This is a genomic window from Maribacter sp. LLG6340-A2, assembly GCF_045057105.1.
Lineage (GTDB): Bacteria > Bacteroidota > Bacteroidia > Flavobacteriales > Flavobacteriaceae > Maribacter.
The window spans coordinates 1,342,136-1,362,057 of record NZ_CP159332.1 but is presented as its reverse complement, the minus strand read 5'-3'; the positions used below and the strand labels follow the sequence as shown (position 1 = coordinate 1,362,057).

Here is a 19,922-nt window from a genome sequence, read left to right as displayed (position 1 = left end):
ATAGAAAAGCATCAATCAAATCAAAAAACAAGAATCATGATAAAGAATTACTTTAAAATAGCTTGGCGAAACTTGATTAAGGACAAGGTAAATACCGGGCTAAATATCACTGGGTTATCGGTAGCCTTTGCCGTCGCTATTTTATTGGGAATGGCAGCCATGTATCAATTGTCATTTGATGGTTTTCATAAGAACGGAGATGCTATTTATAAGATAGTTAAAACTCAACAAACACCTAAAGGTCCACAAGCAGGCACTGTTCATCCAGCTCCATTCGCACCTTCTTTGGCAACCGAGGTACCAGGGGTTAAGCACATCTCAAGATACTTGCAAGACGGTACATTGGCCATAAGGGGCGATAAAGAAATTGATATGGATATCGTTTGGGTAGACCAAGATTTCTTTTCAATGTTTAGTTTTCCTATTATTTCCGGTGATGCGAATACGCCATTAAATAATTTGTCATCGGTGGTACTAACAAAGAAAGCGGCAAATAATTTGTTTGGTACTACTGATGTAATTGGTAAACCGTTTAACCTTTTAATAAATGGTGTAGAAAAACCATTTACCGTAAGTGCCATTGCAGAAGATATTGTTCAACAAAGTAATTTAGATTTTGAGATTGCGGCGCATTTTGAAAGCCACCGAGATTATTTGGATTTAAAGGATCAATGGGATTCTCAATATCATGATGTATATGTAGAATTGGAAGATGGGGTAACGGCAGATAATTTTGAAAAGAGTGCTTGGTCGTATGTTGACCTTCATTACAAGAGCAATATTGAAATGTTGAAAAGAGACGGTGCATCTGCAGATTCAGCTGGCCGATTTATAAATTTGTATTTAGTACCATTGACCGATGTTCACTTTGCCACCCTAAAAAGTGGTTTTGTTGAAATTAGTAGAAGCCTACCGTATTTAATCCTTGGTGTAGCATTTTTAATACTATTTATTGCTTGTGTTAATTATGTAAATATGAGCATTGCCAAATCTGCCAAACGATTGAAAGAAATTGGAATGCGAAAAACCCTTGGAGCCCAAAAGAAACAACTGTTTTTCCAATTTTGGAGTGAAAGTCTTTTCGTCTTTCTAGTATCCATAAGTATTGGGGTACTTTTAAGTTTTGCATTTGTGAATGATTTTAAAACAATGTTCAATACCAATGTAAACGTAGATATGCTTTTGAGACCTTCATTTTTACTGGGATTAACGGGTGTATTGTTACTGATCACAATTTTTGTTGGCGGTTATCCTGCATTGCTGATGAGCCGTTTGGGGACCATACAATCTTTAAAGGGCAAGTTAGAATCAACAGGTAGTAATAGGGTGAGAGATGTGCTAATGGTATTTCAATTTGGAATTGCCATTTTATTAATAACGGGCACGTTGGTGCTATGGGGTCAAATTGATTATATGCGTAATAAAGATTTAGGGTATGATAAAGAACAGGTCATATCATTCCCTTTAAATGGCAAGCTAAACAGCAATACGGTTATAGATTTACTTAGAGATGAATTAAAGGGAAATCCGGATATTATTTCAGTAAGTGGTGCGGATAATAATTTAGGATTAGGAAGAGATGGTAGCAGGTCATCAAGTAAAATAGGATTTGAATATGAGGGTCGTGCAGTGATCACTAATTTTTTGGTTATAGATCATGAGTTTGTAAATACCTTGGGTATCGACTTGGTTGCTGGAAGAAATTTTGAAAGTGCCGCAGATAGTTTAGGGGTAGTAATTAATGAAGCCATGGCCAAAGAATTAGGGGCAGAGGATCCTTTAACCGCTCAATTGGAAATAAACGATGGCATACATTATCCTGTTATAGGCGTTGTTAGGGACTATAATTTCAAAGATTTGGACAGGGCCATTGAACCAATTACATTTTATATCAGCAGAGAATGGGGCATAACATATGGGTATGCCAAAGTAGCGCCCAACAATATGGCAAATGCGTATGCCGCTCTTGAGCATACGTGGAAAAAACTAGAGCCCAATGCAGAATTTTTAGGTTCGTTTTTAGATGAAAATATAGATAGGACGTTTAGACGTGAAAAGACCACCGCTAAAATGATTTCAAGTGGTTCTGTTCTGGCGATTATCTTAAGTTGTATGGGGCTATTTGCAATGTCTTTGTTAATTGTACAACAACGAACCAAAGAAATAGGTATAAGAAAAGTTATTGGTGCAAGTGTGGGTTCTATTACCTATATTTTAACCAAGGATTTTTTGAAATTGGTGCTAATAGCTTTTATAATCGCATCTCCTTTATCATGGTATATTTTAAAGGAATGGTTGCAAAATTATACCTATAGAATTGACCTAAGTGTTTGGTTTTTTATTGGTGCAGGAGCTATAGCCGTAGTAATAGCGATGCTTACCATTGGTACAAGAACCATTAGGGCAGCAAGGGCAAACCCTGTAAAAAGTTTAAGAACGGAATAAAGTTACATCTATATGCTACGTAATTATTTAAAGATAGCCTTTCGTAATGTTTGGAAAAACAAGATGTTTTCCATGATAAATATCTTAGGTCTTTCCATTGGACTAAGTGCTGCTTTTGTAATAGGGACAATGGTATTTTATGACCTTACTTTTGATAAGTTTCACCCAGACGGAGATAGAATTTATAGAGTGGCTACCGCTTTTAAGAGTCCGGATGGCGATTTTTACAATGCCGGGGTAACCGTACCATTGGCCCAGGCGCTGGTGGACCTTGAAATGAAAGAGTTGAGTGCCGTAGCACCGCTGTTCACAGCATTTCCATTACATGTGCAAAATAAGAATACGGAACATCTATTTAAAAACCCTGAATTTGTAATCTATACCGACCCCTCATATTTTAAGGTTTTTGAATATCATTGGTTGGCAGGAAATAATGAAAATGCACTTGAAGAACCAAATACGGTAGTTTTATCTCAGAAACGGGCAAAAAAATATTTTCCAAATCAGGAGATGGAAACTATCATAGGAAAATCCGTTATTTATAATGATACAATTTCTGCAACGGTAACGGGTATTGTAGAAAATTTTAAGCAGCGAACAGATATTGTATTTGAAGAATTTATTTCTTTAAAAACGGCGGCCACGCAAGATATGACCAATGCAGTGAACGAAGCCAACTGGAACAATACCAACTCGGCCTCACAACTGTTTATTAAATTATCAGAAAACACAAATCCTTTAGAGGTACAGAAAACGCTTGACCAGATAGCAAAAGACCATGATGATCCAGAAATGGTTGCTATTGGTAGAACCAGCGCCTATCATCTACAACCGCTAGATGATATACATTTAAACCCTAATTACAATACTTTTGATTTTGCTGATAGTCGCACATCCTTTTCGGCATTAAAAAGTTTAATGATATTAGCATTGATTTTAGTGCTTTTGGGCTGTATAAACTTTATTAATCTAAATACGGCACAGGCAATAAAAAGGGCAAAAGAGATTGGTATTAGAAAGACTTTGGGCAGTTCAAGGAAACAGTTGGTAATCCAGTTCTTAGGAGAAACGTTCATATTGACTTTGGCCGCTGCTAGCCTTTCCTTTTTTCTGTCAAAATGGTTACTTATACTATTTTCGGATTTTATACCATCAGGGCTAACATTTGATGTTTTTTGGAACCCTTGGGTAATAATGGGTATAATGTTATTGTTGTTATTGGTTTCCTTGTTATCAGGTTTTTATCCAGCTGTCGTTATGTCCAAATACAAGCCTGTTTCAGTATTGAAACAACAGGTGTTGACCAATTCTGATAAAGGTTCTCTAAGAAAATATTTAACCGTTTTTCAATTTGTAATTGCTCAAGTATTTATCATAGCTACTTTAATGGTAGGTAAGCAGTTAAATTATATTATGAAAAAGGATATGGGTTTCAAAACAGAGGCCATTGCATATTTCCGAACACCATGGCGAGATACCTCTGCGGTTAAACGAGCAAGGTTCGTACGTCAAATGGAAGAAATACCAGGTGTAGATCAAGTGGTACTATCTGGAAATCCGCCCGCATCATTTTCCACAATGAGTATGGGTGTTAAGTATATTGATGGAGATAAGGAAGTAAATTCAAATTTACAGTTAATGTATGGCAATGCCCGCTATTTTAATCTCTATGATTTAAAATTGATAGCGGGTAGAATGCCGTTAAATGATTCCATAAGGGAGTTTGTCATCAATAGGTCATATTTAAAGGTTTTGGGCCTAGAAAATCCTGAGGATGTATTGGGTAAAAGTATTAAGGCGGATACTGAAAACTTACCCATTGTAGGGGTAATGGAAGATTTCAACCAACATTCGTTGAAATATGGCGTAGCACCAATGGCATTTACAGGGGGTACTTATAACGGTAAATGGACACAATTTAAAACCATTCACTTTAAAATGAACAGTAAGGATTCAGGAAATTGGCCCATTACGTTTTCTAAAATTGAATCTATTTGGAAAGAGCTATACCCGTCATCTGATTTTGAGTATCGTTTTATGGATGATACTGTAAAACGGTTTTATGAAAGTGAGCAAAAAACAGCGACACTTTTAAAATGGGCAACAGGTTTGGCAATTTTAATTAGTTGTTTAGGATTGTTCGGATTGGTCATACATACTACTGAGCGTAGAACCAAGGAAATTGGCATTCGAAAAATATTAGGCGCCAATATTTTTCAGCTTAATTTTTTACTTTCTAAAGACTTTTTAAAATTGGTACTAATAGCCTTTGTTATCGCAGCACCAATTGCATGGTACGGATTACATAATTGGTTGGAGGAATTTGCTAATAAAACGGAACTAAGTTGGTGGATATTTGCTATAAGTGGAATATCAATGGTCGTAATCTCATTATTGATCATGACCATCAAAACTCTGAATTCAGCGAACACCAATCCAGTAAAAAGTCTAAGAACAGAATAATAAATAAGATGTTAACCAACAACCAACAACCAACAACCAACAATTAGCAACCACTAACTCACTATTTCACTAATCAACTAATTCACGATAAAAAATGTTATTACAATTAAGAAATATTTTCAAATGGGTACAGCAAGGCGGACAACGCGTGTTTTTACTTAAGGATATTAATTTAGAAGTGCAGGAAGGCGAATTCATATCCATCATGGGTCCGTCAGGGTCAGGGAAATCTACCCTGTTGAATGTCATAGGTATGCTAGACACGTTTGATGAAGGAGAATATGATTTTTTGAACGAATCGGTACATACCTTAAAAGAAAAATACCGCTCTAACTTATATAAAGAGTATATCGGCTTTGTATTTCAATCTTATCATTTGTTGGATGACCTCACGGTTGAGGAAAACTTAGAAATGCCTTTATTGTATAAGAAAGTGAAGGGTTCAGAACGTAAAGCTTTGGTTGCCGATATGTTGGATAGATTTAATATTGTAGGTAAAAAAGATTTGTTTCCCACACAGTTGAGTGGAGGGCAGCAACAATTGGTTGGTGTGGCACGTGCATTAATTGCAAACCCAAAACTGATATTGGCCGATGAACCTACAGGAAATCTAAACTCTCAGCAGAGCGAAGAAATCATGCAGCTTTTTAAGAAACTAAACGAAGAAGATGGGGTGACCATCATACAAGTTACCCACTCAGAAAAGAACGCCGAATACGGTTCGAGAATCATCAACCTTCTAGATGGAAGAAAGATTTAGTCTTGAAATGATGATTTATTCTAGCTTATTAAATATTAGGATAAATCATCAAAAAATAACCTATATCTAAAATGCAACTTCGAGCGCAGTCGCGAACTTATATGTTTTAAGGAGATTTTCATGAACCTTTTGTTAATAAAAGTTCTCTGACTTAACTTAAAATTACATATTCTAACAACTAACAACTAACAACTAACAACTAACAACTAACAACTAACAACCAACAACCAATCAATCCGTATACCCGTCAGGGTGCATTTCATCAAATGCTGTATGGTCCTGAAATGCTTTTGCCAATAATAGAATACTGGCTTCGTCATATAAATTTCCAACCAAGGTAAGGCTTGTAGGGTGTTTTTCCTTGTCAAGTCCGGTAGGTATTGCTATGGCCGGATGTCCGGTAAGGTTGGTGATGATTAATTGTCTATTTCCAAAAGAAGGGGAAATTAGAACATCATAATCTTTCATTATTGCATGTATTTTCTCAATTAAAACCTGTCTTTGTCTATTGGCCTGCAAGTATTCTACCGCGGGGATAAAACGGGCCTGGCGCAATGAATTTGCTCTTGAACGCTGATCTTGTTCCACCATTTTGTCCACCTCCTTAGAACGGACCAGATCGTCAAAGAATGCGCCTGCTTCCGCCCTTAGGATAATATCAAAACTTGAATAGGGAACATCCTTGGGCAATGCTACCTCATTGAGCTCAACACCTATTTCCTTAAAGGTCTGTAAAGCTTTTTCCAAATTGGCCTTTCCCAGTGAGGAATCCTTTTCTATATCTTTTTTTAAATAGGCTACTTTAAGCGTTTTGTAATCCCGGTCAGGTTCAAAGCCATCAGGATAATCTGTGGTCATTGCATCTAGGGAATCTTTTCCAGAAATAACGCTATACACAATGGCACAATCTTCTGCACTTCTGGCCATGGGTCCCACTTTGTCCATGGACCAGCTCAGGCTCATAACTCCGTGTCTACTAACCCTACCGTATGTAGGTCGTAGTCCCGTAATTCCGTTTCTGCTACTTGGCGATGTTATGGACCCCAGTGTTTCTGTTCCCAATGCAAAAGGTACTAGTCCTGCCGCTGTGGCAGAACCGGACCCTGCGGAGGAACCGGAAGCCCCCTGTTCCGTATCCCAAGGATTTTTTGTTTTTCCGTTGAACCAAACATCACCACGTGCCAATGAACCAGAAACCAATTTGGCCACTAAAATTCCACCTGCTTCTTGTAATTTTTGTACAACGGTAGCCGTCATATCAATTTGTTGATCGCGGTAGGGTTCTGCTCCCCAAGTAGTTTTGTAACCTTCTACCGCCATTAAATCCTTTACGCCATAAGGCATACCATGAAGTATACCACGATACTTACCGGTAGCAAGTTCGGCGTCCATCAGTTTTGCTTGTTCTAGGGCCATTTCTTCCGTTACGGTTATGGTACACTGTAAGATGTCGTTATATTTTTTTAAGCGTGAGATAAAAAACTGGGTCAGTTCTAGAGCACTTATTTTTTTATTTTTAATAAGAGAAGCAAGTTGGGGGATGGAGTAAAAAGCTAAGTCCGCTTTGTTTTTGGGTAAGTCAACATCGGTTGGAATTTCCCATTCTGGAAATCCAGACTGTGATTTTGGGACAAAATTCATAGGTAACGGGTCAAATCGTACTGCAGGTACAGTATTGATGTCCAAAGTATATTTTCTTAAACTGTCAAACCCCTTTTTATTTCGCTGCAGGTAAGGGTACAAAGTATCTATGTGTTTTTTGTCAAAATTAAGTCCAACCAGTTTTTGGGAACGTTGTACATCTTTTTTTGAAAATTGATTTTTGCTGGCCGTACATGCCAAAAACAAAAAGAGGAATAAAAATATAAATAGCGGCTTAAAACGTATCATGGACTAGCGTTGTGAAAATTAAATTTTACTGGGATTCTAAAGTACAGAATTTGGAAGGTTTCGTTTAAGGAAAAAATGAGAATTCGGTAAGAATTTAGTTTATGGCAATAACAGATTCCGTTTATGATGGCATCTTCATTTTCAATACGCTAGCTTCATAATCTGATAACTAAGGATTATCTTTGTACCCTACTTGTCAATAGGCGGGTTTTGAATGAATTTATACAATGAAGATAGATAAGAAAGATGTTTTAAAGGCCTTGGAGCATATTACGGTTCCTGGAGAAGGCAAAAACATGGTAGAAAGTGGTGCGGTAACCAATATTCAAATTTTTGGCGATGAGGTAGAAGTAGATCTTACCATAGCCAACCCTAGTTTACAAGCACGTAAAAAGACCGAAGTGGAGATTTTAAAAATCATCCATAGAGAAGTTTATGAAAAGGCTAAAATTAAGATCAATATTAAGGTTGATGCTCCTGCGGCAAAACCAAAGGTGAACGAAATAAAAGGCAAGCCTATACCAGGTATTAATAATATTATTGCCGTTGCCTCTGGTAAGGGTGGGGTAGGTAAGTCTACGGTAACAGCTAACCTTGCGGTTACTTTGGCTAAAATGGGCTTTAAGGTTGGTTTGTTAGATGCCGATATATACGGGCCTTCAATGCCAATTATGTTCGATGTTGCCAATGAGAAACCATTGGCGGTAAACGTAGAGGGCAAGTCTAAAATGAAACCTGTAGAGAGTTATGGGGTAAAATTATTGTCCATTGGGTTTTTTACCCAACGTGATCAGGCGGTTATATGGAGAGGACCTATGGCGTCAAAAGCATTGAACCAAATGATTTTTGATGCACATTGGGGCGAGTTGGATTTTATGCTGATCGATCTACCACCGGGTACAGGTGATATTCATTTGAGTATTATGCAATCACTACCGGTAACCGGTGCTGTTGTAGTAAGTACGCCACAAGAGGTTGCACTTGCCGATGCAAGAAAAGGTGTGGCTATGTTTCAGCAAGACTCCATAAACGTACCTGTATTGGGTATCGTGGAGAATATGGCATATTTTACACCGGCAGAACTACCAGAGAACAAATACTATATTTTTGGTAAGGAAGGGGCGAAAAACCTATCGGAAGATTTAAACGTACCTTTTCTTGGAGAAATGCCATTGGTGCAAAGTATACGTGAAGCCGGCGATGTTGGTAGACCAGCGGCTTTACAGACGGCAACGCCTGTAGAAAAAGCGTTCGAAGAATTAACAAAACAGGTTGTTAGCGAGGTTGTTGCTAGAAACAAAACTATGCCACCGACCGAAGCAATTAAAATTACGACAATGGCGGGTTGCTCGCCAGTTAACAAAAAATAGATATGACTGCAACAGAGCTAAAAGTGAATGTGGAAAAAGCATTGGAAGAAATTAGACCTTTCTTACAGAGCGATGGTGGAGATATTAGTCTTATTTCTATTGAAGAAGAAACGGTTACAGTGCGTTTAGAAGGTGCTTGTGTTGGTTGCAGTGTCAATCAAATGACCTTAAAGAGCGGTGTAGAAATGACCATTAAGAAATACGCTCCACAAATTGAGAATGTAATTAATATAGAAGGTTAAATCTTGATAATTGTCATGATATTTAAAACAATGGATTGATAATTTTGAGATGTATTACAAACAATTCCAGTAATGATTAAAACCGATATATTGATAATAGGCGCAGGACCTACGGGTCTTTTTGCCGTTTTTGAAGCCGGACTCCTAAAACTTAAGTGCCATTTGATCGATGCCTTGCCACAAGCTGGTGGGCAGTGTGCAGAAATTTATCCTAAAAAACCCATTTATGATATTCCTGGTTTTCCAGAAGTATTGGCGGGCGATTTGGTAGATAATTTAATGGAGCAAATTAAGTCCTTTCAACCAGGGTTTACGCTAGGCGAGCGTGCAGAAACCATTGAAAAATTAGAGGACGGTAGCTTTGTGGTAACTACAAATAAAGGAACAAAACACAATGCCCCTGTTATTGCTATTGCTGGCGGATTGGGAAGTTTTGAACCAAGAAAACCTTTGTTGGATAATTTATCAAAATTTGAGGATAGAGGGGTTGCTTACATGATTAAAGACCCTGAAGTATACCGTGATAAGAAAGTGGTAATTGCAGGTGGCGGAGATTCTGCTTTAGACTGGAGTATTTTCTTGGCAGATGTTGTTTCGCAAGTAACTTTGGTGCATAGAAGAAACGAATTTAGAGGAGCTTTGGATTCTGTGGAAAAGGTACAGGAATTAAAGAATCAAGGAAAGCTTAATCTGATTACTCCCGCAGAAATTATTGCGCTAAATGGTGATGATAAATTGGAATCTGTACTAATCAGAAAAATATCTGATGCCAAGGAAGAGATGGTTTTGGAGGTTGATGATTTTATCCCATTATTCGGACTCTCGCCAAAACTGGGTCCTATAGGTGATTGGGGATTGGAAATCGAGAAAAACGCCATTAAAGTAGATACGTTCGATTATCAAACTAACATACCGGGCATATATGCCATTGGTGATGTAAATACCTATCCTGGTAAATTGAAATTGATCCTTTGTGGTTTTCACGAAGCAACACTAATGTGCCAAAGTGCCTTTCAAAAAATTCATCCCGATAAAAAATACGTCATGAAATATACCACAGTAGGTGGTGTAAACGGTTTCGACGGAACAAAAAAAGAAGCGCCCAAAGCGGTGGTTAAGAAGATTGAATAAAGTAAGTGAATTAGTTTGTTAGTGAAATAGTGATATAGTGAATTGGTGTGTTGGTGAAATAGTGAATTAGTAAAGATGACTATACAGCGTTTTGAAGATTTAAAGGTTTGGCAAAAATCTCAGGATTTGGCGGTTCTTATCTATAAACAATTTAGAGATTTAAAAGACTTTGGTTTTCGGGATCAAATTACGAGGGCTTCAGTATCTATTTCCAATAATATAGCAGAAGGTTTTGAAAGAAGTTCCAATGCAGATTTTAAACGCTTTTTATATTTTTCTTTAGCTTCAAACAGTGAACTAAGATCCATGCTTTATCTTGCACAGAGATTAGCGTATATAGAAAAAGACATGGCACTAGAATTGATAAATGAAACTCATCAAGTATCAAAAATGTTATATGCCTTTATTAAATCAATGAAGTAATATTTTCACTAACCCACTAACCCACTAACCCACTAACCCACTAACCCACTAATTTATGACCGATATAAAAATTACAATTATAGACCGTGACGGAGTATCTCACGAAATAGATGCCCCTACAGATATGAACATGAACCTTATGGAAGTTGTTCGTTCGTATGAACTTGCTCCAGAAGGAACCATTGGTATTTGCGGAGGTATGGCAATGTGTGCATCTTGTCAGTGTTATGTGGAATCTGACCACGACTTACCAGAAATGAGCGATGATGAAGAAGCTATGCTATCTGAAGCTTTTAATGTTAAGGATAACTCACGTTTAGGTTGTCAATTACATATTTCTGAAGAAATGGACGGTCTCAAAGTAGAGCTTGCTCCAGAAGATTTATAAACGTCATTGCGAGAAAACGAGATGTAATCGAGATTGAAGTAGCAATCTGCTAAATTCGTGTTCCAAAGAAACGGATATCCGCGTTATACTCGCTATGACGAAGGGATTATTATTGCTGTCATTGCGAGAAGCATATCGCGCCGAAGCAATCTGTTAAATTTGTCTTCCTAGGTTTTTGTGCTGCGCTAAAATGACAGTTGCTTTTATTGTCAATTTACGAATAACCAACAACGAACAATCAACATTAAGGTAATCAAATACCTGTTCCAAACAAACAGATATCCGCGTTACACTCGCTATGACAAAGGGATTATTATTGCTGTCATTGCGAGAAGTATTTCGCACAGAAGCAATCTGTTAAATTCGTGTTCCTAAGTTTTCGATTACCCTAATAACATCAGTTATTTTAATTTTCCAACAACGAACAACGAACAACGAACAACAAGGTAATCAGATACGTGTTCCAAACAAACAGATAGCCGCGTTACACTCGATATGACGAAGGGGTTATTATTGCTGTCATTGCGAGAAGCATTTCGCGCCGAAGCAATCTGTTAAATTCCTGTTCCTAAGTTTTCGATTACCCTAATAACAACAGTTATTTTAATTTTCCAACAACCAACAACCAACAACCAACTTATATCCTAGCTTGGTATGTAAACAGATTATGGTATCTACCTTCTTTGGCGATTAATTCCTCATGGGTTCCTTGCTCGGCAATACGTCCGTTTTCAATAACTAAAATCTGATTTGCTTTTCTGATGGTACTTAAACGGTGAGCGATGACAAAAGTGGTTCTTCCTTTTGTTAGTTCGGCCAAACTCTTTTGAATTAAAGCTTCGCTTTCGGTATCAAGGTTAGACGTTGCTTCATCTAAAATTAAAATTCGTGGGTTTGCCAAAACAGCTCTTGCAATCGCAATACGTTGACGTTGACCTCCGGATAATTTTACGCCACGCTCACCAATAACGGTATTTAATCCGTCTTCAAACCTATCGGTAAACTCATCAACATACGCTGCTTTGATGGCCGCTTGTAACTCTTCTTCAGTAGCATCTGGTCTTGGGAAAAGGATGTTCTCTCTAATGGTTCCTTCAAATAGAAAATCATCTTGTAATACCACGCCTAAAAATTGCCTAAAACTGGTAAGGTCAACTTTTGATAGGTCGGTGCCATCAATGGTAATTTCACCGGAGTCAGGATTTAAAAAGCTTGCCGCCAAACCTGCAATAGTAGATTTTCCGGAACCAGAACTACCCACAAGAGCAATAACATCACCAGATTTTGCTTCGAAGCTAATATTGTGCAATACATCTTTATCTTCCTCGTACGCAAAGCTTACGTCTTTAAAAGTCATATCTCCTTTTATTTGAGATAGTACAATGGTCCGGTCTTTTTCGTCAGATTCGGCTACTTTGTTCATTAATTCTTCAGTACGGTCCAAGCCTGCCAATGCTTCGGTAAGTTGGCTTCCAATATTGCTCATTTGTACAATGGGCGCTACCATTAGGGCAAGAAGAAAAGTAAACTCAAAATACTCGCCCGTAGTCAATTCGCCTTGCATCATTTTGTAACCGCCAAAGCCCATCATAATTCCCGTAGTAGCCAAACCTAATAAAAAGGTGGATGAGCTGGTCATAAAAGCGGTGGCCGTTAAACTCTTTTTTACATTTTGGTACAATCGGTCTACACCTTCTTCAAAAACTTTACTTTCCTGCTCTTCGGCATTAAATCCTTTTATAACCCGAATACCGCCTAAAGTTTCTGTCAGCCTTCCTTTTACTTCAGCGTTAATCTTTCCGCGCTCCCTAAAAACAGGTCTTATGATTTTAAAAGCTTTTAAAGCTATAAGAGCAAATAGGATTAAGGGAACAAATGTTAGCAAGGTCATCGTTGGGCTAATACGCAATAATAAAATTAATGATACCACTGCGGTAATTGTACCGCCAACTAGCTGTACCAGTCCGGTACCGATTAAGTTTCTTACCCCTTCAACATCGCTCATTATTCTCGAGACCAATGAACCCGATTTTGTATTGTCAAAAAAGCGAATAGGTAGCGAAAGCACTTGTTTTTGTACCTGTGCTCGTAGTTCGGAAATCATAAATTGTGCTTGTATACTTAGTACTTTTGTCAATAGAAATGACATGATTGCCTGTACTAAGAAGGCAAAAATTACAACGGCAACCAAAACTTTTAACAGGTCATAATTTTTATTGGGCACAATATCATCTAAAAAATAGCGTAAAGACACGGGTGCTACAAAACTTGCGGCTTTACTGATAACGATTAGTAATAAGCCTAATAGAACCAATTTTCTACGGGGCCATATAATGGTTTTAAAAGCTGTTAAGATGCTTACTTTTTTTTCTGCCATTGAGATTGAGTGTTTGGGTTTCTATTGTCTTGTCGAGCGCAGTCGAGACCGACAGACAACAACCTGCAAGTTACTTCAATTCTAAAGTTTAACCGAATCTAGAATAGGTTTTGATAGTAGGGTTAGGTCTCAATAAAGGTTTTTATATTTGATTATACAGACCACCATCGATGCTTAAAAAAACTATTCTTCTATTTCTTTTCGTAACTTTTTATGGTAATGCGCAAGAGCAATATTATGAGTTGCGCGATTTTGTAACTGATAGTGCCAACATTTTTACTTCAGCTCAAGAGGCTGCTTTAAATAAGCGTTTGGTTGCTTTTGAAGACGCCACTACTAATCAGTTGGTAGTGGTAACCATAGAAGAGTTGGGTTTTGATACTATTGAGTCTTACGCCAACGGTCTCTTTGTGCAGAACGGTATTGGTCAAAAAGGAAAGGACAACGGACTATTGATTCTATTTTCAGAGTTGGATAGGGAAGTTAGAATTGAGGTGGGTTACGGATTGGAACCATATATTACCGATGCCGTAGCTTCAAGAATTATTAGAAGTACGATGATACCTAATTTTAAGGAAGAGGAGTATTTTACTGGTATTAATGAATCTGTAGATCAGCTTATTGAATTTTTAAATAATCCTGAGGCGTTAGATGAATTTAAACAAGAAATTGACGATGAAAATGACAGGGAAAAGCTTTACTTGAATATATTCCTTGGAGTTTTTCTATCAATATTTATTGGAGTAGGTGGTTTTTTCTTTCTTAGAAGTTATAGAAATATTATAGAGGTTTTTAGAGGAATATTTATGGGTAAATTAGGCGTGTTACCCGGTGTTTTTATGCTATTAGGCGGTTCTATTTCTACCATTTTTGGTATGGTATTTATGGTGGAGCCTCTATTTGTGGGGTATAGTATTTATAACGCAGACCAAGATCTTGCCATGCGAATTTTTGATCATCCTAAAATTTTACTATGGCTGCTATTGCCGTTTTTTGGTATAGCTGCAATCATTGCTTTTTTTAAACTAAAACTAACGGGCGAAGAAGATTTGAATATATCCTGGGTCAAAAATGATAAAACGTATTACAGAAAAACTTTCTCATCATCAGGCACGCACTCTTTTGGTTCGGGCAGTAGCTCATCAAGTGGTGGTAGTTCTTTTTCTGGAGGAGGCGGTAGTTCTGGCGGCGGTGGCGCAAGCGGAAGTTGGTAAAAAATCAAGTACATTTATATACCCTAAAAATTCACTTAAATATTCTATATGAATAAACTAATCTATTTGTTGATTTTTGTTTTGGTTGTATCCTGTAAAGCTGAAAAATCAATCAATCCCGACTTAGAAAAATGGGAAGCACAAGCGGCTAATGTAGAAATCATTAGGGATGATTTTGGAGTGCCCCATATTTATGGAAAAACCGATGCCGATGCGGTATTCGGATTATTATACGTACAGTGCGAAGATGATTTTAACCGCGTTGAGCAAAACTATATTTGGGCAACCGGTAGATTGGCAGAATTAGAGGGCGAAGAAGCATTGTATAGCGATTTACGTGCTAAGCTATTCATGACCGAGGAGGAGGCAAAAGCCAATTATGAAAAGAGTCCTGCTTGGTTAAAAGAATTATGTGATGCTTTTGCTGATGGTATAAACTATTACCTCTACACCCACCCAGAGGTGAAACCAAGATTGTTGACACATTTTGAACCTTGGATGCCCATGTACTTCAGTGAAGGTTCTATTGGTGGTGATATTGAGCGAATTTCAACAAAGAAAATCGCTGCTTTTTATGAGAGTGATATGGAACTGCCAGAAATGGAATTGATGCAATTAGAAAAAGAAAAAGAAGCCGAAGAACCCCAGGGATCTAACGGAATAGCTATTTCAGGTACATTAACGCAATCTGGTAATCCGTTATTATTGATCAATCCGCATACCTCTTTTTATTTTAGGGGAGAGGTTCATGTAGTTTCTGAGGAAGGATTAAATGCCTATGGTGCGGTAACTTGGGGTCAGTTTTTCGTTTATCAAGGATTCAATGAAAAAACCGGATGGATGCATACATCTACCTACACCGATGTTATGGATGAATTTAAGGAAACGATTATTAAGAATAATGACCAGTTGGTCTATCAATATGGAGAAGAATTACGACCCGTAGCATCATCGGAAATTGTGTTGAAATATATAGACGGACAAGAATTGAAAGAGAAGAGATTTCCAGCCTACAGAACCCATCATGGTCCAATAACCCATGTTGCCGATGGGCAATGGACGGCTTCTGCCATGATGTGGGAACCGGTAAAAGCTTTGGAACAATCATTTATACGAACCAAACAAAACGGTTATAAAGGTTTTAGGGAAATGATGGATATTCGTACTAATTCTAGTAATAATACCGTTTATGCTGATGCGGAAGGAAATATCGGTTATTTTCATGGAAATTACGTTCCAAAACGCGACGTTCAATTCAATTATTCTGAACCAGTTGATGGTAGTAATCCTAAAACAGATTGGCAAGGGCTGCATACGGTCGACGAGAATATTCTAGTGCTAAATCCTGGTAATGGGTGGATTCAAAATTGTAACTCTACTCCTTATACTTCTGCATTGGAATTTAGCCCAAAGAAAGAAGACTATCCCTATTACATGTCTAGAGGTCAAGAAAATTTTAGAGGAGTGCATGCCATAGCGTTATTGAAAGATAGAAAAGGGTATACCATAGACAGCTTAATTCAATTAGCTCATGATCCTTATTTACCAGCGTTTAAGGCATTGATTCCTGGATTGGTAAAGGCTTATAATTCCCATGACGATAAGAATCCAAAATTAGGGGAACCCATTGAAATTCTAGAAAATTGGGATTTTACTACTGGAGAAAATCAAGTAGCCATGACCTTGGCGCATTTTTATGGAACCGCAATGGGAAGTAGGGCAGAGCATCCAAATGGAATGAGTGATATGGAACGCATGACCTATTTTGGAACGCATACGGATGAATCCTTAAGAATATTCGAAGAAGTTATAGATGAACTTTCATCTGACTTTGGCACATGGAAAATTCCATGGGGAGAAGTGAATAGATATCAAAGAACCACGGGCGATATTGTTCAACATTTTGATGATAGTAAACCAAGTATGCCAATAGGGTTCGCATCCGGTAGATGGGGGGCTTTAGCGGCTTATGGAGCTCGTTATACAACAGAAGGTGCAAAAAAAATATATGGAACAAGAGGCAATAGCTTTGCAGCAGTAGTGGAATTTGGCGAAACCGTTAAAGCGAAAAGTATATTGGCAGGTGGACAAAGCGGCGACCCAACTTCACCACATTTTAATGATCAAATAGAAAGGTATAGGAACATCGATTGGAAAGAAGTACCTTATTATCGTGAAGATGTTTTGAAAAGAGCAGAGGAAACCTATATTCCGGGAAAGCGATAATGTAATTTTGGTTACACGCTAATTTAGCTGTAGGAGAAAGGAGGTATCTATTACATAGACTCCTTAGTAACGATCAAAGTTGCTTTAGATCCAGAGGACAGCAGCCATTTGTTAGAATAGATTAATTCTCCTTTATCGTTATACACATCAACTTGTGCAGTATTTGGTGCTGAAGATCCATGGTTAAGCGCCTCAAAATCCAAACGGTTAAATCCGTCTTGTAGATCAACATTAATTCCTTTGAAAGCGCCGGTCAATAACAGGTTGTGTTCTACGACCATATCGTTCATGTATATTTTTACACGATCGCCATCAACATATTCGTGATCTCTACAAACAATACCAATAAATTTTCCACTACTTTTTACGTCACCTAGATATTGGTCTGGAAAAAATTGTCCCGATCCATTTAAACGTTCTCCAGGACCAACTTTAGGGTCTATTTTCATACCCGTGCCAGCTTGTACCAATTCTTCATCGGGTAACATTTTTACAGGATTTCTGGAATTCATATCAATATTGGGTTGATCCTTTACCAGGGAAGGCATATTTAAAGCATTGCCAGTGCTTGTTTTTCCTTTAGGTTCAATAGGGTTTGCTGCCTCTATCTTTAAAGGTTTCGGACTGGGAAACTCCGACTGGGCAGAAACCTGTACCTTAGAAAAGGAAAACAAAACAATAAAAAGAAAATAAATTTTTCTCATTGCATCTTAAATATTGATAAAATAAAGATAACAAATACCCTGCCATGCGTACATAAGGCTTCGTTAAAATAATAGATTTGAGCTTACTTATTCGATGAACGCGATGTTTTACTTAAGATTTCTACGTAAGAAGTTGATGAAATTTCCATTCATGATGCGCTCAATATCAGATTGTGCATAACCTCTATTCTCTAATAATCCCACTAATTTTTGCAAATCTGAAATGGTATCAACATCTGCAGGTCCTTGTTCTTTTCCAAATCCGCCATCAAGGTCAGAGCCTATACCCACATGTTCTGCATTACCGGCTAGTTGGCAAATATGATCCATATTGTCAACCATTTGCTGAAGACTTACTCCTGCAGATTGCGGGTTAGAAACCCCTCTTTCCCAATTGGGTACCATCATCCAAGCATCAAGAACAACACCAATTATGCCTTTGCGACCTATGATTTCTTTGATCTGTTCATCGGTAAATTGTCTGTGATGGTTTACTAATGTCCTACAATTATTATGGCTAGCCCAAAGAGGACCGTCATAATTCACCATTGTCTCCCAAAAGCTGATATCGCATAAATGGGTGACATCAAGTATAATTCCCAACCTTTCAATTTCTTTAAGAAGTGCTCTTCCCTTAGTTCCAATACCACCTACGGAATTGGTGCCGTGAGCATAGGTGCCTGGCCCGTAGTGAGCAGGACCAATTGCTCTTAAACCTTGATGATATGATTTTTCAAGATAAGAAATATCAATTATGGAGTCAGCACCCTCAAGACTTAGTAAATAGCCAATGGGTTTATTTTCCTCGTTGGTTTTCCATAGTTCTAAATGCGCGTTAAGCTCTTTTTTGTTGGTAATCTGAACCATTTCTCCGGCAGCTTCCATGCTTTTGTACCACGCCAGTTGTCCCTGTGTTTGCGCCCAGGCTTGTTGAGGTGATTTCCATCCCGGAAGGGTATTGTCCTTATGAACATATCTTGCAATTTGTGTTGCCATGCAAAGACCAATATTTCCCTTTCGCATGGCATCAAGAGATACTGTATTGTTGCCACGATCAGGTTTATCTGTCATGCCCTGTTCAGCTTTTCTAATAGCTTCAACAGACCAAGTAAGGTCGCGGTTCCATTCCATTGCATTCATGGACAAGTCTAAATGGGCGTCAAATATAAACATACTTAAATATTAGATTTTTGTGTTCTTGCGCTTATCGGCCAAAAATCAATAACCTGATTATCTTTTACAACAATTATGGTATCATATTTTGCTACGGTAGGGCAAATGTGTTTAGGTATGGCATAATGAACATCACCCAATTCTGGTATGGTAAGGTCATCATATTCCACCACCAAATGTTCTTCTGACTGACTTATTTGTTTGCTGTGCTTTAGGTCTAAAAATTCAATTCTAGGAAAAGGCATTTCTGGCGCAACAGACTTATGACCGAGGTCAAAGCATAGAATACCAGTTGTCGGTTTGCTGAGTATGCGGGTCATTAGAACTGCGGCAGGTAGAAATTTCATTTCTGGGAATGCATTACCGTATCCAGAATCCCAAAGCAATGTAGTACCAGGACTAGCATCTACATCTTTTCTTTTGCTGTGATAAGGAAAAGTGGGCGAACCACCGGCTACTATTTTAGGATTAGGTAGTTGAAGTTTCTCAATGTTATTCTTTAAAGATAGTATAGGTTCAAAAGCGGTATTACAATCCGATTCTCTGGTAGCTGGATCCGTATTCCTTAAATGTCCATCATAAACATGTAAACCTTCGGCAATTAAATGTTCGTTTTCGTGCAAATCGCTATACAAAGTAAGTGCCTTGTCATCAGGACTAATCCCTGTTCGGTTCATACCATTATTAATGTCTATCCAAAGTGAAATTTTAATAGCATTTAGGTGGGCTAATTTGCTTAGAATATGAAGGCTTTTGGTATTGTCAATAATCGTTGAAAATAGGGTGTTCGGATATTTTTTTATGAGCTCAACAAAGCGCTCTGCATTTGGACCTATGGGTTGCATAGCCAGCAATACATCTTTCGCTTTGCAATCTCCAAGTAATTCCGCCTCGGCAATCGTAGCACATTTAAATTTTTGAATGCCAGCATCCATTTGCATTTTTATGATATCGGCATTTTTGTATGTTTTTATATGCGGACGCAAGCGATTAACATCACCTGTCATGGCAATCATCAAATCGATATTATGTTGAATTCTATCAGGATAGACCAATAAAGAAGGAGAAATTATATGCTCGGGAAGTTGTAAGGAATACCAGTTTTCGTTGGCCATA

General features: G+C 37.9%; 15 protein-coding genes. 10 read left to right on the top strand and 5 right to left on the bottom strand.

Going from position 1 to position 19,922, the window contains the following annotated elements; all coding sequences use genetic code 11:
* Nucleotides 1-36 precede the first annotated feature (36 nt).
* From ABVM52_RS05740 to ABVM52_RS05730, 3 genes are all read left to right on the top strand, one after another.
* Entirely contained in the window at nucleotides 37-2,445 is a 2,409-nt protein-coding gene (locus ABVM52_RS05740) for an FtsX-like permease family protein (RefSeq protein WP_405384453.1), read from the top strand.
* 72 nt (nucleotides 2,446-2,517) lie between these two features.
* On the top strand, nucleotides 2,518-4,908 hold the full coding sequence (locus tag ABVM52_RS05735; RefSeq protein ID WP_405384451.1) for an ABC transporter permease: 2,391 nt from the start codon (nucleotides 2,518-2,520) through the stop codon (nucleotides 4,906-4,908).
* A gap of 94 nt (nucleotides 4,909-5,002) precedes the next feature.
* Nucleotides 5,003-5,668, top strand: a complete 666-nt coding sequence (locus ABVM52_RS05730) for an ABC transporter ATP-binding protein (RefSeq protein ID WP_405384450.1) — start codon at nucleotides 5,003-5,005, stop codon at nucleotides 5,666-5,668.
* Between the two features lie 231 nt (nucleotides 5,669-5,899).
* Here the strand turns inward: ABVM52_RS05730 and ABVM52_RS05725 are convergent, their stop codons facing one another.
* Entirely contained in the window at nucleotides 5,900-7,558 is a 1,659-nt protein-coding gene (locus tag ABVM52_RS05725) for an amidase (RefSeq protein WP_405384449.1), read from the bottom strand.
* Between the two features lie 227 nt (nucleotides 7,559-7,785).
* Between ABVM52_RS05725 and ABVM52_RS05720 the strand changes: the two genes are divergently transcribed.
* The 5 genes from ABVM52_RS05720 to ABVM52_RS05700 all read left to right on the top strand — a co-directional run bounded on the left by ABVM52_RS05720 (nucleotide 7,786) and on the right by ABVM52_RS05700 (nucleotide 11,112).
* Nucleotides 7,786-8,928 (top strand): P-loop NTPase, encoded by a 1,143-nt coding sequence (locus tag ABVM52_RS05720; RefSeq protein WP_405384447.1) that lies wholly within the window; start codon nucleotides 7,786-7,788, stop codon nucleotides 8,926-8,928.
* 2 nt (nucleotides 8,929-8,930) lie between these two features.
* Nucleotides 8,931-9,170, top strand: a complete 240-nt coding sequence (locus tag ABVM52_RS05715; protein WP_405384446.1) for a NifU family protein — start codon at nucleotides 8,931-8,933, stop codon at nucleotides 9,168-9,170.
* 72 nt (nucleotides 9,171-9,242) lie between these two features.
* A complete protein-coding gene (locus ABVM52_RS05710) occupies nucleotides 9,243-10,301 on the top strand; it encodes an NAD(P)/FAD-dependent oxidoreductase (protein ID WP_405384445.1) in 1,059 nt (352 codons plus the stop codon).
* Nucleotides 10,302-10,376: 75 nt separating this feature from the next.
* The gene (locus ABVM52_RS05705) at nucleotides 10,377-10,724 is read left to right on the top strand and encodes a four helix bundle protein (RefSeq protein ID WP_348324749.1); all 348 of its coding nucleotides are present in this window, start codon (nucleotides 10,377-10,379) and stop codon (nucleotides 10,722-10,724) included.
* A 55-nt stretch (nucleotides 10,725-10,779) separates the two neighbouring features.
* Entirely contained in the window at nucleotides 10,780-11,112 is a 333-nt protein-coding gene (locus ABVM52_RS05700; protein WP_348324751.1) for a ferredoxin, read from the top strand.
* A gap of 637 nt (nucleotides 11,113-11,749) precedes the next feature.
* Here ABVM52_RS05700 and ABVM52_RS05695 read toward each other — a convergent pair.
* Entirely contained in the window at nucleotides 11,750-13,489 is a 1,740-nt protein-coding gene (locus ABVM52_RS05695) for an ABC transporter ATP-binding protein (protein ID WP_405384444.1), read from the bottom strand.
* A gap of 170 nt (nucleotides 13,490-13,659) precedes the next feature.
* Here ABVM52_RS05695 and ABVM52_RS05690 point away from each other — a divergent pair, with 170 nt between their 5' ends.
* Both ABVM52_RS05690 and ABVM52_RS05685 read left to right on the top strand, forming a co-directional pair.
* Nucleotides 13,660-14,703, top strand: coding sequence for a TPM domain-containing protein (locus tag ABVM52_RS05690; RefSeq protein WP_405384443.1), 1,044 nt, complete (start codon nucleotides 13,660-13,662; stop codon nucleotides 14,701-14,703).
* A 48-nt stretch (nucleotides 14,704-14,751) separates the two neighbouring features.
* Nucleotides 14,752-16,929 (top strand): acylase, encoded by a 2,178-nt coding sequence (locus ABVM52_RS05685; protein ID WP_405384442.1) that lies wholly within the window; start codon nucleotides 14,752-14,754, stop codon nucleotides 16,927-16,929.
* Nucleotides 16,930-16,979: 50 nt separating this feature from the next.
* Here ABVM52_RS05685 and ABVM52_RS05680 read toward each other — a convergent pair whose 3' ends face one another.
* The 3 genes from ABVM52_RS05680 to ABVM52_RS05670 form a co-directional block, all read right to left on the bottom strand.
* Nucleotides 16,980-17,633: a hypothetical protein gene (locus ABVM52_RS05680; protein ID WP_405384441.1), complete on the bottom strand. Its 654-nt coding sequence runs from the start codon at nucleotides 17,631-17,633 to the stop codon at nucleotides 16,980-16,982.
* A gap of 108 nt (nucleotides 17,634-17,741) precedes the next feature.
* Entirely contained in the window at nucleotides 17,742-18,806 is a 1,065-nt protein-coding gene (locus ABVM52_RS05675; RefSeq protein WP_405384440.1) for a dipeptidase, read from the bottom strand.
* A gap of 2 nt (nucleotides 18,807-18,808) precedes the next feature.
* The gene (locus tag ABVM52_RS05670) at nucleotides 18,809-19,921 is read right to left on the bottom strand and encodes a D-TA family PLP-dependent enzyme (RefSeq protein ID WP_405384439.1); all 1,113 of its coding nucleotides are present in this window, start codon (nucleotides 19,919-19,921) and stop codon (nucleotides 18,809-18,811) included.
* Between the last annotated feature and the right edge of the window lies 1 nt (nucleotide 19,922).